The sequence below is a fragment of the Erythrobacter alti genome (assembly GCF_037996805.1).
Classification (GTDB): domain Bacteria; phylum Pseudomonadota; class Alphaproteobacteria; order Sphingomonadales; family Sphingomonadaceae; genus Alteraurantiacibacter; species Alteraurantiacibacter alti.
The window spans coordinates 187,647-213,383 of the sequence record NZ_JBBNAX010000005.1; the positions used below are offsets into that span (position 1 = coordinate 187,647).

At 60.5% G+C, this 25,737-nt stretch carries 27 protein-coding genes and 1 tRNA gene; 9 read left to right on the plus strand and 19 right to left on the minus strand.

The window, feature by feature from the left end; all coding sequences use genetic code 11:
• The first annotated feature begins 104 nt into the window (after positions 1–104).
• The 3 genes from AAC850_RS06295 to AAC850_RS06305 all read left to right on the plus strand — a co-directional run bounded on the left by AAC850_RS06295 (position 105) and on the right by AAC850_RS06305 (position 1,921).
• Positions 105–512 carry a PilZ domain-containing protein gene (locus AAC850_RS06295; RefSeq protein WP_340587830.1) on the plus strand — a complete coding sequence of 136 codons (408 nt, stop codon included), beginning with the start codon at positions 105–107 and terminating at the stop codon, positions 510–512.
• A gap of 56 nt (positions 513–568) precedes the next feature.
• Positions 569–1,375 (plus strand): TerC family protein, encoded by an 807-nt coding sequence (locus tag AAC850_RS06300; protein WP_340587832.1) that lies wholly within the window; start codon positions 569–571, stop codon positions 1,373–1,375.
• A gap of 168 nt (positions 1,376–1,543) precedes the next feature.
• A complete protein-coding gene (locus AAC850_RS06305) occupies positions 1,544–1,921 on the plus strand; it encodes a CPBP family glutamic-type intramembrane protease (RefSeq protein ID WP_340587834.1) in 378 nt (125 codons plus the stop codon).
• A 7-nt stretch (positions 1,922–1,928) separates the two neighbouring features.
• On the opposite strand, the gene AAC850_RS06310 is transcribed toward AAC850_RS06305, so the two are convergent.
• On the minus strand, positions 1,929–3,479 hold the full coding sequence (locus AAC850_RS06310; RefSeq protein WP_340588084.1) for a DUF6504 family protein: 1,551 nt from the start codon (positions 3,477–3,479) through the stop codon (positions 1,929–1,931).
• Positions 3,480–3,518: 39 nt separating this feature from the next.
• Complete coding sequence (locus AAC850_RS06315; protein ID WP_340587835.1) at positions 3,519–4,277, minus strand: recA-like protein; 759 nt, start codon at positions 4,275–4,277, stop codon at positions 3,519–3,521.
• Positions 4,278–4,384: 107 nt separating this feature from the next.
• On the opposite strand from AAC850_RS06315, the gene AAC850_RS06320 reads away from it, so the two are divergent.
• Positions 4,385–4,855: a pyridoxamine 5'-phosphate oxidase family protein gene (locus tag AAC850_RS06320; protein WP_340587836.1), complete on the plus strand. Its 471-nt coding sequence runs from the start codon at positions 4,385–4,387 to the stop codon at positions 4,853–4,855.
• A gap of 78 nt (positions 4,856–4,933) precedes the next feature.
• On the opposite strand, the gene AAC850_RS06325 is transcribed toward AAC850_RS06320, so the two are convergent.
• Positions 4,934–6,370 (minus strand): sodium-dependent transporter, encoded by a 1,437-nt coding sequence (locus AAC850_RS06325; RefSeq protein ID WP_340587838.1) that lies wholly within the window; start codon positions 6,368–6,370, stop codon positions 4,934–4,936.
• Positions 6,371–6,458: 88 nt separating this feature from the next.
• Here AAC850_RS06325 and panB point away from each other — a divergent pair, with 88 nt between their 5' ends.
• Positions 6,459–7,331: a 3-methyl-2-oxobutanoate hydroxymethyltransferase gene (gene panB / locus AAC850_RS06330; protein WP_340587839.1), complete on the plus strand. Its 873-nt coding sequence runs from the start codon at positions 6,459–6,461 to the stop codon at positions 7,329–7,331.
• Positions 7,332–7,381: 50 nt separating this feature from the next.
• Positions 7,382–8,458 carry a DUF475 domain-containing protein gene (locus tag AAC850_RS06335; protein ID WP_340587840.1) on the plus strand — a complete coding sequence of 359 codons (1,077 nt, stop codon included), beginning with the start codon at positions 7,382–7,384 and terminating at the stop codon, positions 8,456–8,458.
• Here AAC850_RS06335 and AAC850_RS06340 read toward each other — a convergent pair.
• From AAC850_RS06340 to efp, 10 genes are all read right to left on the minus strand, one after another.
• Positions 8,436–9,416, minus strand: a complete 981-nt coding sequence (locus tag AAC850_RS06340; protein ID WP_340587841.1) for a bile acid:sodium symporter family protein — start codon at positions 9,414–9,416, stop codon at positions 8,436–8,438. The two genes, AAC850_RS06335 and AAC850_RS06340, sit on opposite strands and share 23 nt — an antisense overlap.
• A gap of 25 nt (positions 9,417–9,441) precedes the next feature.
• Positions 9,442–10,806, minus strand: a complete 1,365-nt coding sequence (gene prsR, locus AAC850_RS06345) for a PEP-CTERM-box response regulator transcription factor (protein ID WP_340587842.1) — start codon at positions 10,804–10,806, stop codon at positions 9,442–9,444.
• Entirely contained in the window at positions 10,806–12,914 is a 2,109-nt protein-coding gene (prsK, locus tag AAC850_RS06350) for an XrtA/PEP-CTERM system histidine kinase PrsK (protein ID WP_340587844.1), read from the minus strand. Before prsK ends, prsR begins: the two co-directional genes overlap by 1 nt.
• A complete protein-coding gene (locus tag AAC850_RS06355; RefSeq protein ID WP_340587845.1) occupies positions 12,914–14,299 on the minus strand; it encodes a TIGR03013 family XrtA/PEP-CTERM system glycosyltransferase in 1,386 nt (461 codons plus the stop codon). The genes prsK and AAC850_RS06355 overlap by 1 nt, the downstream gene beginning before the upstream one ends.
• A 108-nt stretch (positions 14,300–14,407) precedes the next feature.
• Complete coding sequence (locus tag AAC850_RS06360) at positions 14,408–14,698, minus strand: hypothetical protein (RefSeq protein ID WP_340587846.1); 291 nt, start codon at positions 14,696–14,698, stop codon at positions 14,408–14,410.
• A 166-nt stretch (positions 14,699–14,864) separates the two neighbouring features.
• Complete coding sequence (locus AAC850_RS06365) at positions 14,865–16,664, minus strand: SLC13 family permease (protein ID WP_340587847.1); 1,800 nt, start codon at positions 16,662–16,664, stop codon at positions 14,865–14,867.
• Positions 16,665–16,759: 95 nt separating this feature from the next.
• Positions 16,760–17,548: a hypothetical protein gene (locus tag AAC850_RS06370; protein WP_340587848.1), complete on the minus strand. Its 789-nt coding sequence runs from the start codon at positions 17,546–17,548 to the stop codon at positions 16,760–16,762.
• 54 nt (positions 17,549–17,602) lie between these two features.
• A tRNA-Leu gene (locus AAC850_RS06375) sits at positions 17,603–17,687 on the minus strand.
• Between the two features lie 60 nt (positions 17,688–17,747).
• Positions 17,748–18,566 carry an inositol monophosphatase family protein gene (locus tag AAC850_RS06380; protein WP_340587849.1) on the minus strand — a complete coding sequence of 273 codons (819 nt, stop codon included), beginning with the start codon at positions 18,564–18,566 and terminating at the stop codon, positions 17,748–17,750.
• Positions 18,567–18,572: 6 nt separating this feature from the next.
• Positions 18,573–19,136: an elongation factor P gene (efp, locus tag AAC850_RS06385; RefSeq protein ID WP_340587850.1), complete on the minus strand. Its 564-nt coding sequence runs from the start codon at positions 19,134–19,136 to the stop codon at positions 18,573–18,575.
• A 131-nt stretch (positions 19,137–19,267) separates the two neighbouring features.
• Here efp and AAC850_RS06390 point away from each other — a divergent pair, with 131 nt between their 5' ends.
• Positions 19,268–19,618: an elongation factor P gene (locus tag AAC850_RS06390; RefSeq protein WP_340587851.1), complete on the plus strand. Its 351-nt coding sequence runs from the start codon at positions 19,268–19,270 to the stop codon at positions 19,616–19,618.
• Here the strand turns inward: AAC850_RS06390 and AAC850_RS06395 are convergent.
• From AAC850_RS06395 to AAC850_RS06415, 5 genes are all read right to left on the minus strand, one after another.
• On the minus strand, positions 19,606–20,295 hold the full coding sequence (locus tag AAC850_RS06395; RefSeq protein ID WP_340587852.1) for a M23 family metallopeptidase: 690 nt from the start codon (positions 20,293–20,295) through the stop codon (positions 19,606–19,608). The two genes, AAC850_RS06390 and AAC850_RS06395, sit on opposite strands and share 13 nt — an antisense overlap.
• Positions 20,295–21,566 carry a L,D-transpeptidase family protein gene (locus tag AAC850_RS06400; RefSeq protein WP_340587853.1) on the minus strand — a complete coding sequence of 424 codons (1,272 nt, stop codon included), beginning with the start codon at positions 21,564–21,566 and terminating at the stop codon, positions 20,295–20,297. The genes AAC850_RS06395 and AAC850_RS06400 overlap by 1 nt, the downstream gene beginning before the upstream one ends.
• Positions 21,567–21,676: 110 nt before the next feature.
• The gene (locus AAC850_RS06405; protein WP_340587854.1) at positions 21,677–22,249 is read right to left on the minus strand and encodes a YdcF family protein; all 573 of its coding nucleotides are present in this window, start codon (positions 22,247–22,249) and stop codon (positions 21,677–21,679) included.
• Entirely contained in the window at positions 22,246–22,863 is a 618-nt protein-coding gene (thiE, locus tag AAC850_RS06410) for a thiamine phosphate synthase (RefSeq protein ID WP_340587855.1), read from the minus strand. Before thiE ends, AAC850_RS06405 begins: the two co-directional genes overlap by 4 nt.
• A 7-nt stretch (positions 22,864–22,870) precedes the next feature.
• On the minus strand, positions 22,871–23,758 hold the full coding sequence (locus tag AAC850_RS06415) for a fructose bisphosphate aldolase (protein WP_340587856.1): 888 nt from the start codon (positions 23,756–23,758) through the stop codon (positions 22,871–22,873).
• Positions 23,759–23,877: 119 nt separating this feature from the next.
• On the opposite strand from AAC850_RS06415, the gene AAC850_RS06420 reads away from it, so the two are divergent.
• Together AAC850_RS06420 and AAC850_RS06425 are read left to right on the plus strand one after the other, a co-directional pair.
• Positions 23,878–24,636, plus strand: a complete 759-nt coding sequence (locus AAC850_RS06420) for a flavodoxin family protein (protein ID WP_340587857.1) — start codon at positions 23,878–23,880, stop codon at positions 24,634–24,636.
• Between the two features lie 266 nt (positions 24,637–24,902).
• Entirely contained in the window at positions 24,903–25,094 is a 192-nt protein-coding gene (locus tag AAC850_RS06425; protein ID WP_340587858.1) for a hypothetical protein, read from the plus strand.
• A gap of 1 nt (position 25,095) precedes the next feature.
• On the opposite strand, the gene AAC850_RS06430 is transcribed toward AAC850_RS06425, so the two are convergent.
• Positions 25,096–25,737, minus strand: a complete 642-nt coding sequence (locus tag AAC850_RS06430) for a 2OG-Fe(II) oxygenase family protein (RefSeq protein ID WP_340587859.1) — start codon at positions 25,735–25,737, stop codon at positions 25,096–25,098.

Consider the following 25,737-nt stretch of genomic DNA (forward strand, 5'->3'; position numbering starts at 1 on the left):
CAATAGCCATTTGTACGAAATCGCTGAAATGCCGAATTAACCCTGCTTTCTCGCCGGAATTTAACCAATCTGAGGCCAAGGCCGGAAGAGAGGAGATCGCACCGATGAAATTGTTCGCCCGCGCGAAGCCTGTCCAGGCGCCTGAACGGCGCGCCGGGCCACGCACACGGGTCGACTGCATCGCCGCACTGCTAATGCCAAGCGGAGACCGCCCGGGCCGCCTGTTCGATATTTCCGCCACCGGCGCGCGCCTTTCTACCCAGGATCCGCCCGCGGCAGGCTGTTCGGGTATCCTCGACTGGACGATCCACGAAGCCTTTTGCCGCGTCACCTGGTCTAAACCGGGCATGTGTGGCGTGGAATTCGACAAGCCGATCAGCGCGGAAGTCCTCAAGAAAACAATCGAGAAGGCACCCGCCGGATCACGCGCGATGCCCGCGCAGGCCAATGACGATGGCGCGCATACGACCGTCAAACCTGGCGAACAGGCCCCCACCCGGCGGTTCTGCTGAGGATATAGGCCCAATGGCCACTTGAGCAGAAACAGCAGGTCGGGCATCAGGCCAGCATGGATATCATCGCCCTGCTTTCCGATCCCGCCGCATGGCTGGCCCTGCTGACCCTGATCGCTCTCGAAGTGATCCTCGGGGTCGACAACCTGATCTTTATCGCGATCTTGTCGAACAAGCTGCCCGAACACCAGCAAAGCAAGGCACGGCGCATCGGGTTGGCGTTGGCGCTGATCATGCGCATCGGCTTGCTGATGCTGATCGGCTGGATCGTGACTTTGCAGACGCCGCTGTTCGACCTCGGCATTGAAGGTGAACGCGGCGCTTATGGCGAACCGACTTTCGAAACGGCATTTTCCGGACGCGACCTGATCCTCCTGGTGGGTGGACTGTTCCTGCTGTGGAAGGCCACCAAGGAAATCCACCACTCCATGGAACCGGAAGACAATTCGGGCGACCTGCTCGACAAGACGCCCGATATGGCAAAAGCCGCCACCGCCACTTTCGGCGCGGTCATCGCGCAGATCGTCGCGATCGATATCGTCTTCTCGGTCGACTCGATCCTTACCGCAGTGGGCATGACGGATCATGTCCCGATCATGGTTGCTGCCGTGGTGATTACCGTTGGCGTCATGATGGTCGCGGCAGACCCCCTCGCCAAGTTTATCGAGCAGAACCCGACGCTGGTGATGCTGGCGCTCGCCTTCCTCGTGATGATCGGCCTGGTGCTGATCGCCGACGGCTTCGGCTTCCACGTGCCCAAGGGCTATATCTACGTGGCGATGGGCTTTTCGGTCGGAGTGGAAATCCTCAACATGATGCAGCGGAACAAGCGCGAGAAGATCGCGCAGGCTGCAGAGAGTTGAAACGCATGGCGTGGAATGTCGGAGGCGAATAGCCCTCCGCAATCGTGGCGAACGAAACTGTCGTCTGCGTTCCGTCTGCGGTTTCCTGCTGCGCACCGGACCGTAACACTCACCGAACTGGCGTGGTTGCTGCCTGCTTGCGCATTCGCCGTAGCCATCAGCGCCCAAATGGATTGGCAGCTCACCTTCGATCGCTCGACCTTGATGGTCGCGGTGATCGCGCTGTTTGTGCCTACACTGGGTGAAGAGCTGCTGTTCCGCGTCATTATGCTTCCCGCCCCTGGGCAGCACCGCCCATTCCCTTGGCTGGCTGCATCAATATCTATTGCCGCTTTCGTTCTGTGGCACCCATTGCAAGGCTTGCTGTTCGGTGGTGAGCGCGCAGCGATCTTCACCGATGGTGGCTTCTTGTTTGCGGTGTTCTGCCTCGGCATCGCCTGCACGCGCGCGTGGTGGAAGACTGGCTCGATCTGGCCTTGTGTAATTTTGCACTGGCTTGTCGTCGTTTGCTGGAAGAGTTTTGCAGGTGGGCCGCCCTTGGTCTGATGCGGGATCACGCAAACAAACCCTGCAAGAACCAGTCCGGCTCTCCGCCGCGCCCGTCTCCGGCAAGGCCTGCGCGGTATATCCAGTAGCGGCGGCCGGTAGCATCCTCGACGCGGTAATAATCGCGCAGCCGGGTGGAGCCTCTCTCGCGCCACCATTCGGGTGCGATCCTCTCCGGTCCTTCCACCCGCGCCACATCGAACAGATCGCCGCGCCAGCGGAAGCGGCGGGGGTAGCCATCGGGGCTGGCGTAGAGCACCGCGATCCGTTCCGCCCGGTCGAGCAGTTTCAGCGGACGCGCGTGGAAAGCGAGCTCCTCCTGTTGCACCGGTTCTGCCTCAAGCGGCGCCTGCCAGCCTTGCGCACGTTCGGGAATATGGCTGGCGCGCAGGATCGGGCGCTGCACCGCATCGCTCCCGAGCCGCACGGTCAGCCGATCGACACAGGCGGACAGCGAGGTGCCGTGTTCCTCCGCCGCTGCCTCCAGGTCGGCCTGCCCCAGCTTGAGCGGCTCTGCCCAACTGGCACGCAGGCGCAGCATCTCGATCCCGAAGCCAGCGTCGACATCATCCAGCCTGGCCGCAAAAAGACGGCAGATGTGGTCCGGATCGCGCGTGGCGGCGGCCAGTTCGAGATCACGCAAGAGCACTTCGCCATCGATCCGCCACATGCCCAACTGGAGGCGGCGAGCGCCCTCGCCCCGCCCTTCCAGCTCGCGCGCCATGTCCGCTGCAAGGTCTTGCACCACGCGGTCGAGCAGGCTGCGGTGACGGATCGGTTCAAGCAACCGGCGCTGCACCAGCGCGGCAGTGAGCGGGATGACGGGAAGCAGCGGTTCGGGCACGCGGCCCGCCAACTGGTCCATGCGGACAAGCGGGTTGGCGGAAGGTGACTTGCGATTGCGGAAACGGCGGTGGATGGCATCGCGTCCCGTGCTCCCCTTGCCAATGCCCGCCAGATCGCCGAGCCGCTTGAGCCCGAGGCGGCGCAGGACAACCAGCACATCATTATCGAGCCGCAAGGCCGCGACCGGCAGGTCGGCAAGGCGATTGGTGATGTCGTCCTGCTGGGAAAAGATCGCTCCGGGCCGGGCATAATGCGCCAGCGCCCAGGCTGCCCCAGCGGTGGGCGCGATGGCGGCGCGGACGGATAGGCCGCGCGCGGCGCAACGCTGGGCCACATCGGCGAGCAGGCGGCGCTCTCCGCCAAACAGGTGCGCCACGGCGGAAACATCCACCAGCAGCCCGTCGGGCGCGTCAATCGCGCTCCACGGCCCCCAGCGCTGCGCCCATATTGCCAGTCGTTCAAGGAAAGCGAGGTCGCCCGCCGGATCGCTCGGTCGCACTTGCAACTGCGGACATAGCGTGCGGGCGTCGGCCAGCATCATGCCGCGCGCCGCGCCCTCTGCCTGTCCGGCAGCATTGGCGGCATCGATCCGCGGCCCGTGCGCGGTTTCGGTGATCAGCGCGAGCGGCTGTTCGTCGGCCCCTTCGCCCGGTTTGCAATCTTCGGAGTGCCGCCAGCGATCAAGCGCCAGCTCGCAGGCCCAGATCGCCATGATCCGGCGTTCTTTGACATGCTCAGGACAGGAAGCCACTCACCCATTGCCTCCGACAAGTGCCATATTGCCCACCTTTTCCTCCGGCTGCTCGCCGTGGGTGTCATGGCCGTCTGCAAGGCGTTCGGCGGCGAGGAAGGATTTTCCATCGCGCAGGATCCATTCTCCGGGAGCGTGGCTGCGGGCGCGGAACAGTTGCGCCTGCCAGGCCGGATGACCGGGGGCAGCGGGGTTCCACAACGGCGGGGCAGAGGGTGCCGCACGCATCTGCCAGCGCATACGTGCCGAGCTGAGATCGGTCTCGGCATCGAGGCGGACGAGGAACAGCGGCACGCCATGCCTTTCCGCCGTCAGGCTGAGGCGGCGCGAGGCGGTGAAAGTGAGCGCGCGCGGGTTGCCCGCAACTTCCCCGATCACACAGGCAAGATCGCGGCACCGGACACCTTCCTCCAGCGCGAACAGCGCATCCTCGGGCGTTTTGGCGGCGACATGGATCAACCGGTGACGCAGGTTTTCAGGAAGGCCGGGACGATAAGGCCGTCCACCCAATCGCCGCGCCGCCTTGTCCTGCACCCACAGGATGCTGCGTTCCTCTGCCGAAGCACCTGCATCGGCATCGTTCCCACGCGCACGCAACCCGTCGAGCGCGAGCGCCAGGGCAGCGCCCGCACCGCTCGCTTCACCGGCGGGGGCGAAAATCTCGCTGTGCAATGCAGCTTGCCCGCCCGGATGCCAGCGCGGGTTGCGGGCACCGGGAGAAGCCAGCTCCACCGCGCGTGGCAGGGAAGCCATGTCCATGTCGAATCGACTCCTTTGTTCTGTTTATGTTCCCATGCTGTGACTTTGGCAAGCCGACCGGAACCAGTTCGCGCCCGATACCGTTGATAAGCCAAAGGAGAATTTTCATGAGCGACACCGAAGACCTGAAAAAGAAGTTCTGGAAGGCGCTGGACGACAGCCCCTTCCTCTTCCTGCACCTTGATAAGGCGCCCGACACTGCCGTGCCGATGACCGCACAGCTGGACAAGGACGCGGAAAGCTCGATCTGGTTCTTCACCAGTCGCGATCATTACCTTGCCAACGGCGGCCCCGCCACCGCGACCTTCGCCGGCAAGGGCCACCAGATGTTCGCACGATTCTCCGGCACGCTGACTGAAGAAACCAGCCGTGAACGTCTGGAGAAACAATGGAGCCAGATCATCGAAGCGTGGTTTCCCGGCGGCAAGGACGATCCGAACCTCCTGATGCTGCGGATGGATCTGGGCCAGGCGGAAATCTGGAACAGCGATCTGGGCTTTATCGATAACGCCAAGATGCTGATGGGCTTCGACGTGCGCGAGGATGCCCGCGAAGAACACACCGAGACGACGCTTTAAACACGAGACCGAATGGTTCGTCACGCAAGAGCCGTCGCCCCACCGGGCGGCGGCTCTCTCGTTTCCCGCTAAGCCAACTCAGGACGTGCCGAGCAAGCCCGGCACCAGCCCGAACAGCAGCACCAGTCCCACAGCAATCGGACACAGCCACGCAACGAGGAAACGCCACAGCATGAACATGCCGCCGGAAAGCCCGGTCTGCTGCTGGATCAGGCGACGGTCGGCAATCCAGCCCACGAAAATCGCCACCAGGAACGCGCCGAGCGGCAGCATGATCTTGCCCGTAAAGCCATCAAGCGAATCAAGTATGTCGCTGTCGGCAAAGATGTTCCAGAAACCAAGCGGGCGCACATCCGACCACACGTTGTAGCCGAGCGCACATGCGACACCGATCAGGAAGGCGACACCGCCAACGATGATTGCCGCAAACGGACGCCGGAAACGAAAGCGGTCGATCACCCACGCCGTCGGTCCTTCCAGCAGCGAAATCGAGCTGGTCAGCGCGGCGAAGAAGATCAGGACGAAGAAAACAAGTCCGACAAGCGAACCTGCGGGCATCTGGTTGAAGGCAATCGGCAGCGATTGGAAGATCAGCGCGGGTCCCGCAGCCGGATCAAGGCCGACCGCAAACACGATGGGAAAGATCATCAAACCCGCAAGGATCGCCACGCAGGTGTCGGCAATCGCAATCATCGCGGCAGTAGGCGCAAGCTTCACATCGCGCTGCACATAGGCACCGTAAGTCAGCAAGCCGCCCGCCGCGAGGCTGAGCGAGAACAATGCCTGCCCCAGCGCCTCATTAAGTGCAGTAGGGTTCAACTTGCCGAAGTCCGGGGTAAACATGAACGACACGGCCCGTGCGAATTCTCCGGTGAAGGAACCGTAGATGGTCACGATGACAAGCAGTACGAAAAAGGCTGGCATCAGCCACTTCGCAGCCTTTTCGATCCCGTCATGCACGCCGCTTGCCACGATCCAGATCGTCGCCGCCATGAAAATTGCGTGCAGCATGATCAGCTTGCCTGGATCGGCGAACAGATCGCCCATCCGGCCGGTAATCGTGGCCTGATCTTCCCCGGCGAAGGCTACCGAAAGTGGATTGCCGCTAAACAGTGCGCCAAGGAAATCCTCGCCTGCGACGAACACGTAGTTGATGACCCAGCCGGCTACGACCGAATAGAAGGAAAGTATCAGGAAGCCGGCGGTAATCTGCAACGCGCCGATGCCTTTCCAGGCCTCCGAACGGTTGGAATGTTCTGCAACCTTGCGGACCGAGCCAATCGCGTCTTCACCGCCGGCACGTCCCAGCAGCACTTCGGACAAAACCAGCGGAAGGCCCAGCAAAACGACGAAACCGATATAGACGAGGACGAAAGCGCCCCCGCCATTCTCGCCCGCAAGTGTCGGAAAACGCCAGATATTGCCTAGGCCAACGGCCGCACCAACTGCCGCAAGGATAAAAGCGGTGCGTGATGACCAGTGGTCGCCGGTCGATCCCGATTGGGTAAGTGCCATGTATGTTTATCCTCTTGACCCGCAAAGTTGCGCATTCATGCAATGAATCAACGCTCGCGTCGAGGGTTCTGTCTGATAAAGGGGTCATATGTCCACGACCTACACACTCGATACATCGACCAGCCGTGCGAATCCCACGCCTGCACCCATGCGGCGGCTGACTGTTCCCAAGATACGTGCGCGCAAGGTAGATGGCGTTACGGCAGAGCCGCTTGTGATGCTGACCGCCTACACCGCGCGGCAGGCCCAATTGCTCGATCCGCATTGCGACCTGCTGCTGGTCGGGGATTCGCTCGGTCAGGTAATATACGGTCTTCCCTCCACCATTCCCGTCACGATGGAGATGATGAGCAATCACGCTGCCGCGGTCGTTCGGGGTAGTTACCATGCGCTGGTAGTGGTCGACATGCCGTTCGGCGCATACGAAGCCTCGCCTGAAGATGCCTTCGATGCTGCCGCGACATTGCTCAAGGCGAGCGGAGCCGCAGCCGTAAAGCTCGAGGGCGGAGAGGCGATGGCCGAAACCGTCGCTTTCCTCACGCAGCGCGGCATCCCTGTGATGGGCCATGTTGGCCTGACCCCACAAGCAGTGAACGTGCTGGGCGGCTATATGGCGCGCGGGCGCAGCGATGCTGAGGCGCAGAAGATCGTCGGCGATGCAAAAGCGCTCGATGAAGCGGGAGCGTTTGCCGTCGTCGTGGAAGGCGTTGTCGAACCCATCGCCATCGAAGTCACCAAGGCAATTGCCTGCCCGACCATCGGCATCGGAGCTTCGGCGCAGTGCGATGGGCAAGTGCTGGTCACCGACGACATGCTTGGCATGTTCGAGCGGGTGCCGCGCTTCGTTAAACGCTACGAAGACATTGCGACGACCATTTCAGACACAGCAGCCAAATATGCAGCAGAGGTGCGTGAACGCACATTCCCCGGGCCGGAACAACTTTACCAGCCCAAAGATTGACGCCGCAAACCTCCACTTCAAAACTTCCAGTTTCCAGGACGACATACCGCATGGCCACGCTCAAGCGCTTTTACGGATTCTCATTGATCTTCACCTTTATCTGCCTCGCGCTCGGCGTTTGGTACGGTTGGTCGAGTTCTGGCGGAAGCGTGCCCGATACACTCGCGATGCTGTGGATTATCGTGATCCTCTCTGTCCTGGAGGTTTCGCTCAGTTTCGATAATGCCGTGGTCAACGCGTCCGTTTTGAAAGAGATGGACGAAGTTTGGCAACGACGCTTCCTCACCTGGGGCATCGCCTTCGCCGTGTTCGGCATGCGCATCGTCTTCCCGCTCGCAATTGTTGCAATCGCGGCGGGTATCGGTCCTATCCAGGCGGTCGACCTCTCGTTGAACGATCCGATCGAATACGAACGCCTGGTCAACTCGGCGCATATCGGCATCGCAGGTTTTGGCGGTGCCTTCCTTGCCATGGTGGGCATGAAGTTCTTCTTCGATGCCGACAAACAGGTGCACTGGATTGCGAAGGTGGAGCACGCCCTGTCCAAAGTGTCTGCGCTGCCAGCCATCGAAATTGCCCTGTTGCTCCTTGCCATCTATCTCATCTCCCTGTCACTTCCGGCTGACGATGCCTTGACCTTCATCACTGCTGGCATGTTGGGCCTTGTCACCTTCATCGCCGTCGAGGCGGTAAGCCATTGGCTGGAGATGCGTGAAGAAGCCGCCAGGTTGCGCGGGAACATCGTGCGCAGCGGTCTCGGCGGATTCCTTTATCTCAACATTCTCGACGCCTCTTTCAGCTTTGACGGAGTGATCGGCGCTTTCGCCTTGTCCAACAACATGATCGTGATTGCGCTGGGCCTTTCGATCGGCGCAATGTTCGTGCGCTCGATGACAATCCACCTTGTGCGCAAAGGTACGCTTGCAGAGTACCGCTATCTCGAACACGGTGCCTTCTGGGCCATTATCGTGCTGGGAGCGATCATGCTGCTTTCCGCCGTATGGCATATCCCTGAAACGATCACCGGCCTGATCGGCGGCGTGCTTATCGGACTAAGCTTCTGGTGGTCGGTACGCCACAAGCGGCGTGAGGATGCAGCTGGCGCTACCGCGCCTGAGGCGGGTTGAACCTGTTCGCCAGAGGTGCGGAAATCACCAACTGGATCAGGTGGTAGAGCAGCAGGGGTAGCAGCACCAAACCGGCCACTTCAGGCGGAAACAGGATGGCGGCAAGTGGCGCGCCCATGGCAATGCTCTTCTGCGCTCCTGCAAAAAGGAACGCGGTACGATCTGGGCGATCCAGCCGGAGCAAGCCGCCCAGCCCCCATGCTCCGCTAAATCCGAATGCCAGCATGGCTCCGACAAGGCCAAGCAGGATACCCCACGAAGCCAAGTCGATCCGCGTCCAGATCCCTTGCTCCACCGCACCGGAAAACGCGACGTAGACCGCGATGCCGATGGCGATGCGATCAGCCCATGAAACCAGCTTGCGATTATCCGCAACCAGCTTGCCAAAGCGGCCCTGCAGAACCTGCCCTATGACGAACGGAAGTAGCAGGATCATGCCAATCCGCTCCAGTGTCGAGAGGTCTATCCCAGGATTCGCCTGCGCCATGCCGGCGCTCGACAGCCAGATGATGATCGGCGCAGAGACAAAGACCCCCAGGATATTCAGTGTGGCTGCCGCTACGACCGAATTGGCTACATTTCCGCCTGCCAAAGAGGTGTAGGCCGTGGCGGATTGAACGGTCGAAGGAAGTACGCCAAGGAATATGAAACCCAACGCGACGCTGGCAGGGAGCACATTGTCCGCAAGCGCGAAGACAGCCCATCCTGCCAGACCCATCGCGCCGAACACCCACAACACCAGCGGAAGCAGGAAGCGCAGATTGCGCATGCCGCGAAACACGTCTGCGCGCGGCAATCTGAGACCGTTGAGCAGGAACAGCACAAAGATTGCGCCGTCGGATACTCCGCGGGCCACCATCCTGCCCTCGCCTGTGACCGGCATTAAGCTGGCCAGCAGGATTGCCAGCAGCAACAGGCGCACAAGCGGGTCGAAGAGGGTTAGAACGCGCCCGATCATGGCTGCGCGCTGTGCCGTTCCCGCTTCAGGCGTGCAAGTCGTATTGTTTGAGCAGGTCGTAAAGGGTCGGACGACTTATCCCGAGCATCTTGGCGGTGCTCGTGATGTTTCCTTCGCTGCGAGCAAGCGCATGGCGAATGACCTTGCGATCGGCCTTCTCGCGCGCACTCTTTAAATTGAGCACCGATGCTCCCTCTTCCTCGCCATCACCGAGGTCGAGATCCTCCGCCCCGATCAGCTTGCTATCGGCCATGATAACCGCCCGCTTCACGCGGTTCTCGAGCTCGCGGACATTGCCAGGCCAATTCCAGCCGTCGATTGCAGCCAGCGCATCGGGGGCAAAGCCGGTCACAGATGGGTTCATCTCTTTGGCAAAGCGTTTCAGGAAAGCCTTGGCTAGCAATGTGGCATCGCCCGACCGCTCCGAAAGCGCAGGTATCTTCACCACGACTTCGGCTAGCCGATAGAACAGGTCCTCGCGAAAACGCCCGTCCGCGATCATTGCTTCAAGGTCCTGATGAGTGGCGCACACGATCCGCGTGTCGACCGCTATGGACTTGCGCCCACCGATGCGTTCGATCGTGCGTTCTTGCAAGAAGCGCAGCAGCTTGACCTGCAAGGGCAGCGGAATGTCGCCTACCTCGTCGAGAAACAGCGTACCGCCATCGGCCAGCTCGATTTTGCCTTCGGTAGTTTTCACCGCCCCGGTGAAGGCGCCCTTCTCGTGCCCGAACAACTCACTCTCGAGCAGGTTTTCAGGGATCGCGGCGCAATTGATGGCGATGAAGTTGCCAGACTTGCGTGTACTGGCATCGTGCAGGCCCTTGGCCAGCAGTTCCTTGCCCGTACCGCTCCCGCCAAGCAGCATGACGGAGACATTGGTATTGGCGACGCGCTCGATCGTACGCGCGACCTTCACCATTTCGGGGGCCGAGGTTATCAGCCCGCCGAGCACGGTGTTGCCGTCGCCAGCCTTGGCAGCCAATGCGCGGTTCTCCTGCTCGATCCGGTGCAGGCTGAAAGCCCTCCGCACGATCAGGCCCAATTGCTCGATATCGATCGGCTTCTGGTAGAAATCGTAGGCTCCGCGTTCGATAGCGGTCAGCGCACTTTCGCGAGCACCGTGGCCCGAGGCCACGATCACCTTGGTGTCGGGTTTGAGCGCCATGATTTCATCGAGCACGGCAAAGCCCTCTGTCGTCCCATCGGGATCAGGCGGAAGGCCGAGATCCAGCGTCACGACAGGCGGTTCCTCCGCGCGCAGAGCGGCGATGGCGCTTGCACGATCACCCACGATGACAACCTCGAAATCCTCGTAGGCCCATTTCAGCTGCGCCTGCAGGCCTTCATCGTCCTCGACAATCAGCAGTTTGGGTTTCTGGTCGGCCACTACGCCACCTCTTTCTTGGAATTGTGCATTGCGTGGATCAGTTCACTTTTCTCGCTCAGCGTAAGGCGCAGAACGAAGCGCGTGCCCAGCCCTTCGCGCGATTCGACATCGAGCCGTCCGCCCATCGCCCGCACCAGTTCGCGCGCTTCGTAGGCCCCGATCCCGAACCCGCCCTGCTTGGACGAGTGGAAAGGCTTGAACAGCCGCGTGCGGATGAACTCGGGTGACATGCCGCCGCCCGAATCGATGACTTCCAGAACAGCGTTACCCGGCTCCTGTCGCAGGCCAAGCTGGACCGGAGAAGCGTCCTCGCTCGCCTCGACAGCATTCTGGACCAGATGGACCAGCGCCTGTTCGAGAGCCTCGGCATCGCCTTTCACCCGGCAATCTTCGTTCTCGATCACGGTTACCTGGTGCTGGTCTGCATATTGATCCGCAATCTTGCTGATAAGAGCGCCCAGTTCGATATCGCCGCGCTCGGTGCCGCCCATACTGCCATAACGACCGAGCCGGGCGAGGAGCGCCTGCAACTTGTCGGTCGAATTGCGCAGCGTCAGGATCATGTCCGCCCGGAATTCGGCCTTGTCGGCATGTTTTTCGGCATTGCGCGCAAGCAGCGAAAGTTGGCTCGCGAGATTCTTGATGTCATGCATCACGAACGCGATGCGGCGGTTGAACTCGTCGAACCTCTGCGCCTCGCTCAGAGCGTCTTGGCTGGTCTGCTCAGCGAGATAGCTGGCAAGCTGGCGCCCGACGATGCGCAGGAGATCAAAATCTTCCCAGTCAAGCTGACGCCCGATTGGCGGCCGTGCGAGCAGTACGACCGCCACAAGCCGTTCGTAGTGCAACAGCGGCACCAAGGCCCATGCGCGTTCATCGTCCAGCAGCCATTGCGGGCAAGCCGCATCGGGCACACCGCTATCCGGATCGCGGCGAATGTCATCGAGATCCAGGATGAACTGGCTTTCTTCAAAGAACCGCACACCATCTGCGGTCAGCGCTTCGCCCGGCACATCCATGTCGGGCCACTGCCAACGCGCAGCAAGCGCCAAGCCACCTTCTTCTCGCGGGGTGAGTAGCATACCCGAAGGGCTGTCCGTGATGTCGGCAACGGCTTGCACCGCGCGTTCCAGCAGCGGTGCCGCCTGCGGACCGGCGCGGCCGATCGTGTCGGTAAAACGCAGCCACTCGGACCGATAGTCGTAACGGTGCTGGAACAGGTTCTTCGAGAGAGTGACCCGCAGCCAGCCGCGCAGCTTCTTGGACGGGAGGACAGTAAGGGCAATCAGGCTCGCGAGCAGGACGAATCCGCCCTGCAACAAACGGCCATAGTCACTCCCGACATAGGTAAGACCCTGCGCGATGACGACCATCACGACGAGGTAGGCACCAATCAGCAGTAGTGAGAAGGACTGGAAAGCGAAGCTGCGCGACGGACTGAAGCGCAGCTCGGTCTCGTTGCGCATTACGCCGATGCCCAGCAGCGCAACCGCAACAAGCAAGGCAACTGAGCGCAGGTCTGCCAGCACAAGCGGCTGACCATTGCCCAGATAGGCGATGGTGTAGAGGTTCAGATCGTAGAGGAAGAGGACTCCCAGCGCCGCCGCAGGCCAGCGCAGGGCAAGGCGCGCTTGCTGCGTTGCGCCTGCGTAGAGATTATGCACCAGCACCAGCGCACCGATGCAAAGGAGCAGGCGGAAGGTGAAAACGAACTGCAGGATCAGTACCTGTGCGTCGGGCTGCAATCCATATTGCAGGCGGGCCGCAAACAGGGCGAACTGCATGAGCTCGACAAAGGCCAGTGCCGCGACCACAGGGCGGATCGGGCCAAGGCTCTTGTCGCGGTCGTCATGGCCGAACAGGCGGTAAAGCATCCAGAGCAAGCCCAGATTGCTTATTACCAGCAAGACTTCGGCCACCAGGCTTTCCCGTCCGAAGCCGGCGACGGTAAAACTCCACATGGCGGCAAGGCCTAGCGCGGCAGAGGTTGCGCTTGCCGCAGGGCCACGCGCTTGCTGATGCGTTCCGATCCACAGGCCGAGCGCAACAGCCGATACGGCTGCAGCCAGGAAAGTGAGGTAGATGACAAGATCCCAGACAGGGCCCATCAGCGCGCCCCTTCCGGCCACAACACCACGCGCAGCGTTTGCAACATGATCAACAGGTCAAGGAATGGCGTGTAGTTCTTCGCGTAATAGAGATCATACTCCAGCTTGTGCCGCGAATCCTCGATGCTCGCGCCATAGGGGTAATTGATCTGCGCCCAACCCGTGATGCCCGGCTTCACCATGTGGCGTTCCGCGTAATAGGGCAATTTGTCTTCTAGATCCTCGACGAATTGCGGCACTTCGGGACGCGGGCCGACGAAGCTCATGTGGCCCGTCAGCACAGTCCAGACCTGCGGTAGTTCGTCGATCCGCACCTTGCGAATGAAGCTGCCGACGCGGGTGATGCGCGGATCGGACTTCTCTGCCCATTTGGCACCGTCCTTCTCGGCATCGGTGCGCATGGAGCGCAGCTTCACCAGTTCGAACGTCTGGCCGTACAATCCGACGCGCTTCTGGCGGAAGAATGCTGGCCCCTTGCTGTCCAGCTTCACAATCATTGCGAACAGCGCAATCACGGGGAAAGTCAGCAGCAGGAGAAGCCCGCTGGCGAGAATGTCAAAGATGCGCTTAGCGACGCTAGAGATGGCGCGGCCGGAGGAAAAACCGTCCGAAAATATCAGCCAGCTCGGATTGAGCGTATCGAGATCGACACGGCCCGTCTCGCGTTCGAGAAAGCTTGAAAATTCATTGACGTGAACGCCCGTGGTCTTGACCCGCACAAGGTCTTTCAACGGCAGGGCATTACGGCGCTCTTCCAGCGCCAGCACAACTTCGCTCGCCCCGAGGTTGGCGACATGGGCGCTCAGATCCTTGATGGCGGAGCGGGGGATGGCCTCGGCAACCTGCGGCTGGCTGTCGGCCATGCTGATGTAGCCGACTATGACAAAGCCGCTTTCGGGCTTTTCGGCCAGATGCTTCAATCGCTCGGCCCGGTTACCGGCACCCAGCACGAGCAGTCGTCTGCGAAATGCCGAAGTGCCGAGAATGCCGCCCACGACAAGCCGGTTCAGTACCAGCAAGGCGGTCGACAGGATCATCGCGTAGAGAAGGATGGAACGCCAGAAGGTATCTCCCGGCAGAAGGAACTCGAACATTGCCAGGGCGAGGATAGCGAGGCTTACAGCAACCAGCAGGCGTGCCCCGGCAAAGCGCATCGAACGCAGCGCGTCAGCGCCATAGACCCCGACCGCAATCATCGCCGTCTGCGTCGTTACGGCAAATCCCAATATTGGCAGAGCACGCGCGGCAAGCGGACCGGTTGAAGAACCGATCTGTGCCGCACGCAGGCTCCATGCCAGGTCTGCCGAAATAATCAGCAGAGCAAAGTCCAGCAGGCCGAGCAGTAGCACGGCGTGCGGAATATAGTGTTTGAAGAGACGGATCATCGCTCCAGCCGACCATGACACCGGGGAAATTCCCGGATCATGGTTCGGTTAACAGCGATAAATGAAATGTCGGTAAACTTTACAGTTCACCGCGTCTCAAGAGGAAAATTAGTCGGAAATGCTGTCCGCTGCATCTTGCGCTGCGTCGCCGATCTGACCGGCTGCATTACCGACATCATTAGCGGCCTCGCTAATTGCTTCGTCCTTGGCAACTTCGGCATCGCTCATCTGCGAAAACACGAATATCGCACCAATCACAAGCACGAGGAGCACAATGATCAGGCCCCACCGGCTGCCGCCGCTCGACGAACGCTCACCGTCGTTGACGACAGTGGTATGCGTATGGGTGCTGCCCGTTGCCGGGTCCCTGGTCGTTTCTGTAATCCGTTCCTCAGTCATGGAATCCTCCTTTTATTGGCGAATGAACCAACCGGAATTGATGCAGTTCCAACAAGAAAGGTTAACTGACGGTTTTGAGACGGTGCAAATGTCTGTCGTTCTTGCCAATTTTCAGAACACGACGCGCGGTCGCTAGCGTTCAGGCCGGAATGACGACCTGCCAGATCTACATCTGGTAAGTCATGACCAGCAGGAAGCTGAGTGTCACCACCATCAGCAAGACCAAGGGGACGCCGGTGCGAACGTAATCCCCAAATTGGTAATTGCCCTCTGCCATGATCAACATGTTGGTCTGGTAGGCAATTGGCGTTGCGTAACACAGGTTACAGCCGAACAGCACGGCAAGGATCAGCGGCTCCTGCGGCAAGCCCAGTTCGGTCGCGATGGCGAAAGCAATTGGAGTGCCCACGGTAGCGGCAGTTGCGTTGGATGCGAAATTGGTCAGCACGGTCACGAATATCATGATGGCAGCCAATACGCCGGCGGGCGGGAGGAATTGCAGCCCCAGCGCCAGCGTTTCGCCAAGCCACCCCGCTGCACCACTGTCGAGCACGAGCCGACCGATCGCGATACTCGCGGCGACGAGCACGATGACCTGCGCCGACAGTGCTCGCCCGACACGGTCGAATTTCACACAGCCTGTAAGGAACATCAGGATTGCGCCGCCAAGCGAAGCAATCGCGATAGGCAGGATTCCGATCGAGGCCAGCCCGACCGACACCAGCATGATTGTCGCCGCAAGCCAGGCCTTGGATCGCCGCGGCACTTCGCGCGCGCCTTCGAGCTGCAACAGGCTGTCGGCCTGCGCGAATTCATTGAGTTCCGGGCTGAGACCCATCACCAGCAGCACGTCGCCTTCGGCCAGGCGCAGTTCGCCGTGGACTTCCTGCGGGTCATCGAACCGCAAGGGCCTTTCGGGCTTGTGGATGCCCAGCACCGCCACGCCATAGCGGTCGGCAATGCCCGATGTCGCGAGCGTGCGCCCGATCAGGCGAGAATCGGACGTGACCACCATTTCGACGACGTGGACATCATCCTTCTTGGACGACGCCTTGCGCTGAACTGCATCGACCACCCAGCCCGGTGCAATCTGCCCCTGCAAGACGCGGATCGCATCTTCCAGCGCGTCATGCGTTCCCGAAACCTTCAGCCGCTGCCCGGTAGCGAAGGGGCCATCAGGCCGTTCCTCGAACCGAAAATCCTCGGGCAACATGTCGACCACTTCATCGAAGTGCTTGCCGTTCAAATTGCTGGAGGGCGGCACCCGCAGCCGCGTGACAAACCAGCGTTGGCCGTGGCCTGCTTCGGGCGTGTTGTCCTTCAGCATTCGCGGCATGAGCAGCCAGATATATGGCAGCGCGATCAGCGAGGCGAGCAGGACGATAGGCGTAAAGTGGAACACGCCCATCTCGGGCATTCCAAGATCGACCGCGATGGAAACAACCAGGATATTGGTCGATGTGCCAATCGTTGTCGCCATTCCGCCCAGCAACGAGGACGCGTTGAGCGGCATCAGTGTCCGCGACGCGGGCATGGCGCCGCGCACCGCGAGCGTCACGAAAATCGGGATCAGCAGGACAAGAACCGGCGTATTGTTGACGCCCATGGACAGGAAAAACGCCACGACCAGCGCCAGAAGAAGGCCCAGTTGCAGGTTGATCTTGAAAACCCGCTCCATGAACCGCGCAGCAGGCTCCAGCGCGCCCGTGACGACCAGCCCCCTGCCCATGACCATGAGCGCGCAAATCGTGATGAGCGCGTAGTGCCCGAAACCGGAGAATGCGAGCTGCAGCCCGTCGGTCGATTGGGTGTGCGGCAGCGGATAAAAATACAGTCCGACCGCGATAATCGCGATGGCGAGCAGCGAAACGATCTCGATAGAGATGCGATTGCGCACGAACATGTAGAACACGACCACGGTCAGTATCATCGCCGCGAGCGCATGAATGGAAGGAGCTTCAATCACGTTATGGACAGGCCTTCCAGAGCATCATGCGAAATTCAAGCGGTTTTGCAGGAATGCGCGGCGCAGAGTCATCCCGCACAGCGACAAGGCCGAGGTCAATTTCTGTCTTCGACAATTTCAGCCAGCTCCTCGCGCTTGTGCGCAATGTTGCGATCCCGGATATCTGCTGGGTCCATCAGAATGGTTCCTGATAGCCTACCCTGCGTCATCCACGAAACGCCAAATGCGAACAAGGCCAGTGTTTCTCCCCAGAACACGAGGCGAAAGGCACTCGCCCTATCCTGATCGACCGCCAGGCCGATACCGATTGCGGCCATCGCGGCCAAGATCACCGTTCCGCAAATCCTGTAGATCCGGTCCCGAGCCCGCTTCGACCGGCAGAGTTCGAGATCATTGTCCATCTGATCGGGATCGACCTTTGTGAAGACGAAAAAGCAGAAGAACGCCAGCAAACCGAACAATGCCGCTGCGGACCCCAAATGGAGCCAGGGGCTGACCGCCTCCAGCCAGGCCGGGACCAATTCAGCCTGCCAGCCCCGCGTTGGAAACATGGCCACGCCAGTCGCGGCAACGCCCGCTACTGTTGCAAGTTGCGCCACGCTTGGCGTCCAACCGCGATAGGTCAGCAGCAACGCGCCGACGAAGATCAGCGCACCAACAAAGACGTCGCCAAGCAGGAACGGCTCATAGTAATAATGGCTGATGGAGGTACGATGCTCGGTGAAGAAGCTGCCGATGATCAGGAGTATCGGAAGGCCGAACGCCACATATCCGACCAGTGACGCGAGGCGACGCTGGTCGAACCGCAAATTGGCGCTTCGGGCGTAGATATAGGCAGCGTTCTTGCGGTACCGGTCCGAACCGGTTTCAAAAGGCGTTTCCATCGGTGCGTCTCCAATGGTCGAAGGGCTGTCGCGCCTTCCGATTGCATTCCCCGCTGGTACCTCTGGCCGGACTCGAACCGGCACTTCCGAAGAAACTCGATTTTGAGTCGAGCGCGTCTACCAATTCCGCCACAGAGGCCTGAGCGGGGAAAAAGCCGATTAACGGCCCTTTTGCGCGCTGTCCATGCGCGATCTCGCCTTACTTGATCGAGGTGGCGATCAACTTGTGCAGCCTTGAATGCAGCGGATCATTAGCCGCAATCACCTGATCGGCACAGATTTCCTGCGAGCGACCACGGTAATCCGTCACAAAGCCACCAGCCTCGCGCACGAGCAGGCAGCCTGCCGCAGTGTCCCAAGGTGACAGGCCGCTTTCCCAGAAGCCGTCGAACCGGCCAGCAGCAAGCCATGCGAGATCGAGCGAAGCTGCGCCGAAACGGCGAATGCCAGCGACATTCGGACCCACTGCCGCAAAAATCTTCGACCATTCCTCGAAATCGCCGTGTCCCTGATAGGGAGTACCGGTGGCGATCAGTGCTTCGGAAAGCTGGCGCCGGCCAGAGACGCGAAGCCGCGCATCTTGCAACCAGGCACCGCGCGTTTTCTCGGCCCAGAATGTCTCGTCGGTAATCGGCTGATAGACCACTGCAGCAGTGACATCGCCCCAGCCGCCACCGCCCAGCTTCGGCTCCTGAACTGCGATCGAAATGGCAAAATGCGGGATGCCGTGGAGGAAATTGCTAGTGCCATCGAGCGGGTCGATGATCCAGCGCGGCTGGTCCTCGTCGCCTTCTATGACGCCGCCTTCTTCGAGCACGAAGCCCCAACCCGGCCGTGCGACCTTGAGTTCATCCCACAAGATGCGCTCTGCCACCTGGTCGGCCTTCGACACAAAGTCGCTCGGCCCCTTTTGGCTCACCTGGAGATGCTCGACCTCGCCAAAATCACGGCGCAACCGGCCACCCGCCTTGCGAGCAGCCTTTTCCATGACGCGAATAAGACCTGAAAGTGCGGCCATGACGATTTAGCCAGCCTTCCCGACATAAGATTGTTCGTAGACATCGACCACGATGCGCGTTCCGCTTTCGATATGCGGCGGAACCATGATGCGCACGCCATTGTCGAGCACGGCGGGCTTGTAGCTGGAAGAAGCGGTCTGCCCCTTTACCACAGCGTCGGCTTCGACGATTTCGGCTTCGATCTGGGCGGGAAGCTGCACGCTGATCGGGCGTTCTTCCCACAGTTCGAGCTGCACCTGCATTCCGTCCTGCAGGAACGGGCGGGCGTCACCGAGCAAATCGCTCGGCAGGTTGATCTGCTCGTAAGTGTCGGAGTCCATGAACACCAGCATATCACCATCTTCGTAGAGGAACTGATATTCCTTCGTGTCGAGGCGCACCTTCTCGACCGTATCGGCGCTGCGGAAGCGCACGTTGGTCTTGCGGCCATCGATGAGGTTCTTCATCTCGACCTGCATATAGGCCCCGCCCTTGCCAGGCTGGGTGTGCTGAATCTTGGCAACTTTCCAGATGCCGCCTTCATATTCGAGGATGTTGCCGGGACGAATGTCCACGCCGCTGATTTTCATGAGGCTGCTCGTTCGCTGTAATTTCTGAGATTGCGCTGCGCCCTAGCCCCCAACGGCGCATCATACAAGCGCGTGGACACCGCGGGCGCGTGTTCATGGACTTGCAAGCGCGCGATGCTAAAAAGGGGGCCATGAAAACAACGGCCTTTTTCATCGGAGTTGCCGCATTGGCACTTGCAGGACCCGCTGCCGCCCAGCAGCAGATCGGCACAATCGAGCGTGGACACTATTTCTGCGAACTTCCAGGAGACGCGGCAGGTGCGGCGGGCGTCCGGCAGGCTGATGAAAGCTTCACTATCCGAAGCGCCTCCCGATACTCCTCACCGCAGGGTAACGGCACCTATCTGCGTCGGGGCAACCGGTTGCTGATGACCAGTGGCCCGCGCAACGGCGACAGCTACGCCATCATCGGCAACGGGTTCCTGCGAAAGATCGAGAACGGCGAGCCAAGCCGGCTGCGCTGCGTGCGTCAGGGCGACTGACGAGTCAGCAGCGGATAGGGATTTACCGAAGTAGCAGGCTCCCACCATTCGGCATCGGCCGTCGTGCGCATGATTTCAAAATGCAAATGCGGCGATTCCGGATCGGCATTGCCGCTCGAGCCGACTGTGCCAAGCCGCTGCCCTCGCCGCACTTGCTGGCCTTCATTCAAGCCCGGTGCGTATTCGGCGAGGTGGGCGTAATAATAGATCGACTTGCCATCTTCCGATCTGATGTAGATCGTGTTGCCGCCCTGGTCAGAGCGGAACAGGCGCTCGATCCTGCCGGGCGCTGCCGCAACCACCGATGTGCCTGCATCGGCCATGATGTCGATAGCTTCGTGCAACCGTGCGCCGCTGCCGCGTTCATCACGAAACGTGTCTGACAAGTCACTTGCACTCACTCCCAGCACGGGAATGATCAAATTAGCAGCGTCTTGTTCACTGGGAACCGAGACATCGCTGCGGTCAAGCCCGACCTCGTCACCAGCGCCCTCTTCCCCATCCGCGTCTTGCTCGACTGCCAATGCATCAACCAGTTGCTGGCGCTGGATTTCGCCCTCGATCTGGGCGCCTTCCTCACGGTCAAGGATGATTGCTCCGGCGATGATCCAGCCCGCCGAAACGACGGTTGCGGTGATTACTGCGACCTGCAGCTTTTCTATGAATTTCGATGCCATCAGCGCTGGAATAGCACCTCTGTGTCGGTGTTGACCATACCTGCCAGCCTTGCGGCGTCCCAATTGGTAAGTCGCACGCAACCATGGCTCTCGACAGAACCGATGGTCTCCGGCGCGCTGGTGCCGTGGATGCCGTAATGTTCCTTGGTCAGGTCTATCCAGACCACTCCGACCGGACCATTGGGGCCCGGAGGCAGTTGCTGCTCTTCCTCTGTGTCAGGCACGTCCCAGAAAAGTTCCGGCTGGTAGGAAAACGGCGGATTGTAAGCGATGCCCGTCACGCCCCAGTCGCCGACCGGGAGCGGATCGTTTTCCGAACCGGTAGTGACGGTGAACATGGCGACGAGTTTTCCCTGCGCGTCGAAACCCTTGAGCCAGCCTTCGCTTTCATCGACCACCACGCGAGTAACCTCCGGCTGGTCCGAACCGACGCCGAGCGAGGCAAGCGTCTGCTGCCATCCGCGATCCTGGATTGCGCCGGGAGAAATGCGGTCAGCACCGATGTTGGGCACGCGGATCTGCTGGCCAGCGCGGAAGACGCTGTTGGTGGCTGTTGAGCCTTGAGCCGATTGCGTTGCGCGCGGTGTTGGTGATGCAGACGCACTCGGCGCACCCTCGGGCTTGCCGTTCGGATTGAGTTGCTCGAGAACTGCCACCGTGGTGTGGAACCGTTCGGCAACCTTCTCATCGAGGCTCTCGTAGCTCATGCGTTCCATCGCGGCCTGCTCTGCGGGATCATCAGGTATTTCGGTAAATTCCAGATTGGCCCAGCTTGCCGGAATTGTGACGACGCGCGTTGCGGGAATGCGCTCCCATTCGTTTAGAGCCTGCTTGGTGGCGTCATCGAGTTCGCCGGTCACTTCCAGATCGTTGGCTTCCTGGAAGCCCTTGATCGCGTTCCGGGTCGATTGACCCATCGCGCCATCGATAACGCCGGGTCCAAAACCTTGGCGATCAAGAACGACCTGCGCGTGCATGATCGGACGCTCGCGCGGATCGGGAACGTCATTGGCATTGGCGGAGTCGCTACCGGCCCCGATGGCTTCGCTTTCACCGTTCATCGCCGCACCGCTGCGCGTCGCAGCGAGGTAAGCCTCGTCATTCGATGCCATCGTATCGGCGTAATTGTCCTCACCGGCTGTTTCATAGCCAAAGTCCGGTGTGTCGGCGCGCGCGACGGTTTCCGACTCGGTTTCGGCGGTGTCCGCGCCTTCCAATCCGCAGGCGACCAGCGGCAAGGCAGCGATAATGGCGAAGAATTTGCGTGACATTTCAGGACCCTCGAAATTGCAGGCGTTCAATCGCCCTTCGCGCGCACAACGGCTGACCGGGCGCTTGTTTCCGAAAATGTTGCAGTTCCACCATCGCCGAACAGGCGCCGCTATTCTCCGAACAGCCAGAAATGGTGCATGAAATAGACCTCCCGTGCGAGGAAGGGCGCCTGTGTACCGAGCGTTTGGTAACGCGTCGTCGGAGTTGCACTGGCCTGCGCATCCAAGCCCAGCGCCTCGGCCATTTCGGTGGCGCGGCGAAGGTGCAACGGATCGGATACGATGAGCGCGTTTTCAAGTCCTGCATCACGCATCAACAATTGCGCATCGACGAGGTTTTGCATGGTTGTGAGGGAATCGGTCTCGATCAGGATCGCTTCGGCTGGCACACCCGCTTCGATAGCCATCGCGCGGCCCGCCTCGCTTTCCGCAACAGTGTCACCTTCCGCCTGACCGCCTGTGAAGATCAGTGTGGAGACACGCCCCTGCTGATGGAGGTCGATCGCATGGGCAATCCTTTCGCGGAACACGGGCGAAGGAGTGTCGCCATCTACCGCAGCACCCAGAACAACTGCGGCATCTGCGCTTGCTTCGGGAGCTTCATCGGGACCGACCGCAATCCAGTAGCTCACCGCGCCGACCCAGCCGATTATCGCAGGAACGACGATGCGCGCGATTTTCAAGCCATCACCTCGGCGAAGGCCTTGACCGCAGCGACTTCATCTCCTCGCCAGACGGCGTGGCTCACCGCGAGGAAATCCGCCCCGGCCTTCACCAGCGGGCCGCAATTGTCCGGCGTAATTCCGCCGATGGCAACGCAGGGAATTTCGAACAACCCGCTCCACCATTCGATCAGGTCGAGGTCTGGCCGGTGATCGCTCGCCTTGGTTTCGCTGGGGAAGAATGCTCCGAACGCGACGTAGTCTGCACCCGCATCGCCAGCTTCCATCGCGAGATGGCGGCTGGCATGGCACGTCACTCCGATCTGCATTTCCCTGCCAAGCTCCTCGCGCGCCTCGCGCAAGTCTCCATCGCCCTGCCCCAGGTGCACGCCATCGGCTTTCAGGCGCTTGGCCAATGGAACAGAATCATTGACGATGAAGCCCACTTCACGCGCTGCGCAAATTTCCTGCAGCGGCGCAGCGAGCCTTGCCGCCTCGTGCTGGTCGATATCCTTCACGCGGAATTGGAAGGCGGTCGCCAAGCCCTCCCCCGCCGCAAGCGCGCGGTCGAGCCGGTCGGGAAAATCGTCGCCCACTTCGAGCGGCGAGATCAGGTAGAGCTGGGAATCGGGCATTTCAGGGTCAGCAGGTCGAGGCTTCGCAGATCGAAGCGATGGCTCCACCTAGTGCTGCGTCGAATTCCGCATCGCTTTGATCGGCGCGCAAATCCTGCAGCAGGCCGCGGCTGAAGCTGGCGATCATGCCCTTGTTCTTGGCCAGCTTTTCGCAGGCCTCATCGGTAGAGTAGCCGCCCGACAGCGCGACAACACGCAGCACCTTGGGGTGATCTACCAGTTCCTTGTAGAGATTGGCCTGCACCGGAATCGAAAGCTTCAGCATGACCTGGCGATCATCCGCCACATTATCGAGATGCTTGAGGATTTCGGCTTTCAGCATGTCCTCGCCTTCGGCGCGATCTCCGGCAGTGATGTCATATTCCGGCTCGAGCATGGGCATCAGACCGGCATCGCCGATCTGCTTACCGACGTCGAATTGCTGGGCGACGATGGCGGCGATTCCCGCCGGATTGGCCGACTTGATGACCGAGCGCATTTTTGTGCCAAACATGCCCTTGCGCGCCGATTTTTCCAGTAGCGCAGGCAGCTTGTCGAGCGGCTTCATCAACTGCACACCGTCTGCCTCATCCATAAGGCCCTGATCGACCTTGATGAAAGGCACAACGCCGCGCTCTTTCAGGGCGTCGGGGGTCGGCTTTCCATCGACTTCACCGTCCATCGTCTTTTCAAACAGGATCGCCCCGATGACCTTGCCGCTGGAGAAACTGGGCGATGTGATCACGCGGCTGCGCATTTCGTGAATCTTCGCGAACATCTCGTCATCGCCCGACCATTCTTCGTCCGACACGCCATAGCCGCGCAGCGCCTTGGGGGTCGAACCGCCCGACTGGTCCAGCGCGGCGATAAAGCCTGCTCCATTGGCAATCTTGGCGGTCATTTCGGCGGTGTTCATCGAGAGCTCCCTGATCGGATATGTTGTCGCGGTCGCTCTATGACGGCGACCGGCCAAGCGCAAGACGAGGGAACACTCGGCCCCCTTGTAACTTGAGTAAACAGAGGAGGAGGCGAGACATGGCCCTTAGCGACAAGCAAAAAGACATCTGCACCGGAAGCGACATAGATTTTTCCGATCTGAAGGCGGTACTTTTCAACGCAACGCTCAAGCATCCGTCCGAACCATCGCACACCGACACGTTGCTCGACGTGGTGGCGGAAGTATTTGCCAGCCAGAATGTCGGCGTAAAACGCCATCGACTGTCCGAATACCAGCTTGCGCCCGGTGTTTATCCGGACATGACCGAGCATGGTTGGGACCGCGACGACTGGCCCAAGCTTTCCCCTGATGTTTTCGAAGCCGATATCGTCATTCTCGGCTCACCCATCTGGCTGGGCGAGAAATCCTCCATTGCGCAAACCTTCATCGAGAAAATCTATGCGCATTCGGGGGAGACGAATGACAGCGGCCAATACGCCTTTTACGGCAAGGTTGGTGGCTGCGTGATCACGGGCAATGAAGACGGGATCAAGCATGTCGCCATGGGCGTGCTGTACGCCATGCAGCATGTCGGGTTCACCATCCCGCCACAGGCGGATTGCGGCTGGATCGGCGAAGCGGGCCCGGGCGCGTCGTACGGCGATGAGCAGGACGATGGTTCGCGTGCCGGGTTCGACAATACCTTCACCCAGCGCAACACGACCTTCATGGCGTTCAACCTGCTGCACGCAGCGCGGATGCTGAAGGACAACGGAGGCTATCCGGCGGTTGGCAATGTCCGAACTGAATGGGACGAAGGGCGAAAGCCTGGCTGGCCCAATCCGGAATATCGCTGACGGCATTCAGTCTCTTGAAAGCACGCTGGCAATGTAATGACGTTGCCATGAAAACAGTGCTCACCCTTGCGGCCCTTTGCCTTTCGTCCTGCGCAACTTTCCAGGATGCCCCCATCATCGAAAATGGACCCGCCGCGGCGGCAGGCAGCAAAGTCGCGCTTGGTCAGCCGGTCGCCGTTGAGGGCATCGTATTGACCCCGATGATGGTGATGGAGGATTCACGCTGCCCGATAAACGCAAGATGCGTTTGGGCAGGCAGGATTACGGTGAAAACAAGAATTGACGGAGCGGGCTGGCGCGAAACCGTGGCGCTTACACTCGGCGAACCCGAACAGGTGCGCGGATATGTGGTCAATATTACTTCGGCCGAGCCCGGGCAGATCGCGGGCCAAGAAACAGATCCCGCAGCTTACCGCTTCACTTTCGAAGGCTGGCCCGGCACTCGCCCGCTCGACTAGCTCAGGGGTGCTTCTTCAAGACGGCTGTCAGGTTGATGGCAACCGAAATGCGCGTACCCTCGCCCAGAAACGGTCGCACTGCGTGTTGCAACCAACTCGGGAACATCACGATCATGCCGGTTCGCGGGCGGATCGAGATTTCAGCAGGCTGCGGCGCACCATCGGACCCTTTCAGGCGCAAGTCGGGTGCGGTCATCTGCACCATGGGCGCGCGCGGATCGAGCAGTTGCAGCTCTCCGCCGAGCGATGGATCATCGTCACCCTCGTAACCATCGTCGACATAGGCGACGGCCGACCAGAAACTGCCAGGATGGGTGTGGTACTGGTTGGCATTGCCCTTGCCGGAGACATTGGCCCACATTTCCGGAATCCACCCAAATCGGCTGTCTTCAGGCGATCGGGCATCGACCGTTTGTTCGTCGGCCATCCCCATAGCCTTGTATACCAGCGCCTTTGCGGCCTCACCGCCCCAATCGAGCATCCTGGTATCGGAATGCCAGCCGCCAAGGTTTGAAATGCTCAATCCCTGCGGATCGCGAGATCGTTCGGCGTCTATGGAATCGCGTAACATCGCGATCCCCGCCTCGCTTTGCAGCCGGTCGATGATGAATGGCGTGGCAAACAGATGGCGGTCTTGCGACAT

What these genes read in the sequence shown, in the direction of transcription:
- AAC850_RS06370 (WP_340587848.1), bottom strand. Translation starts at nt 17,548, where the DNA reads ATGGAAACGCCTTTTGAAACCGGTTCGGACCGGTACCGCAAGAACGCT.
- AAC850_RS06360 (WP_340587846.1), bottom strand. Translation starts at nt 14,698, where the DNA reads ATGACTGAGGAACGGATTACAGAAACGACCAGGGACCCGGCAACGGGC.
- AAC850_RS06320 (WP_340587836.1), top strand. Translation starts at nt 4,385, where the DNA reads ATGAGCGACACCGAAGACCTGAAAAAGAAGTTCTGGAAGGCGCTGGAC.
- AAC850_RS06400 (WP_340587853.1), bottom strand. Translation starts at nt 21,566, where the DNA reads ATGTCACGCAAATTCTTCGCCATTATCGCTGCCTTGCCGCTGGTCGCC.
- AAC850_RS06395 (WP_340587852.1), bottom strand. Translation starts at nt 20,295, where the DNA reads ATGGCATCGAAATTCATAGAAAAGCTGCAGGTCGCAGTAATCACCGCA.
- AAC850_RS06420 (WP_340587857.1), top strand. Translation starts at nt 23,878, where the DNA reads ATGGCCCTTAGCGACAAGCAAAAAGACATCTGCACCGGAAGCGACATA.
- efp (WP_340587850.1), bottom strand. Translation starts at nt 19,136, where the DNA reads ATGAAAATCAGCGGCGTGGACATTCGTCCCGGCAACATCCTCGAATAT.
- AAC850_RS06295 (WP_340587830.1), top strand. Translation starts at nt 105, where the DNA reads ATGAAATTGTTCGCCCGCGCGAAGCCTGTCCAGGCGCCTGAACGGCGC.
- AAC850_RS06390 (WP_340587851.1), top strand. Translation starts at nt 19,268, where the DNA reads ATGAAAACAACGGCCTTTTTCATCGGAGTTGCCGCATTGGCACTTGCA.
- AAC850_RS06305 (WP_340587834.1), top strand. Translation starts at nt 1,544, where the DNA reads ATGGATTGGCAGCTCACCTTCGATCGCTCGACCTTGATGGTCGCGGTG.
- AAC850_RS06340 (WP_340587841.1), bottom strand. Translation starts at nt 9,416, where the DNA reads ATGATCGGGCGCGTTCTAACCCTCTTCGACCCGCTTGTGCGCCTGTTG.
- AAC850_RS06310 (WP_340588084.1), bottom strand. Translation starts at nt 3,479, where the DNA reads ATGGCGATCTGGGCCTGCGAGCTGGCGCTTGATCGCTGGCGGCACTCC.
- AAC850_RS06415 (WP_340587856.1), bottom strand. Translation starts at nt 23,758, where the DNA reads ATGAACACCGCCGAAATGACCGCCAAGATTGCCAATGGAGCAGGCTTT.
- AAC850_RS06300 (WP_340587832.1), top strand. Translation starts at nt 569, where the DNA reads ATGGATATCATCGCCCTGCTTTCCGATCCCGCCGCATGGCTGGCCCTG.
- AAC850_RS06335 (WP_340587840.1), top strand. Translation starts at nt 7,382, where the DNA reads ATGGCCACGCTCAAGCGCTTTTACGGATTCTCATTGATCTTCACCTTT.
- AAC850_RS06430 (WP_340587859.1), bottom strand. Translation starts at nt 25,737, where the DNA reads ATGTCGCAAGACCGCCATCTGTTTGCCACGCCATTCATCATCGACCGG.
- prsK (WP_340587844.1), bottom strand. Translation starts at nt 12,914, where the DNA reads ATGGGCCCTGTCTGGGATCTTGTCATCTACCTCACTTTCCTGGCTGCA.
- panB (WP_340587839.1), top strand. Translation starts at nt 6,459, where the DNA reads ATGTCCACGACCTACACACTCGATACATCGACCAGCCGTGCGAATCCC.
- AAC850_RS06380 (WP_340587849.1), bottom strand. Translation starts at nt 18,566, where the DNA reads ATGGCCGCACTTTCAGGTCTTATTCGCGTCATGGAAAAGGCTGCTCGC.
- thiE (WP_340587855.1), bottom strand. Translation starts at nt 22,863, where the DNA reads ATGCCCGATTCCCAGCTCTACCTGATCTCGCCGCTCGAAGTGGGCGAC.
- AAC850_RS06355 (WP_340587845.1), bottom strand. Translation starts at nt 14,299, where the DNA reads ATGATCCGTCTCTTCAAACACTATATTCCGCACGCCGTGCTACTGCTC.
- AAC850_RS06325 (WP_340587838.1), bottom strand. Translation starts at nt 6,370, where the DNA reads ATGGCACTTACCCAATCGGGATCGACCGGCGACCACTGGTCATCACGC.
- AAC850_RS06315 (WP_340587835.1), bottom strand. Translation starts at nt 4,277, where the DNA reads ATGGACATGGCTTCCCTGCCACGCGCGGTGGAGCTGGCTTCTCCCGGT.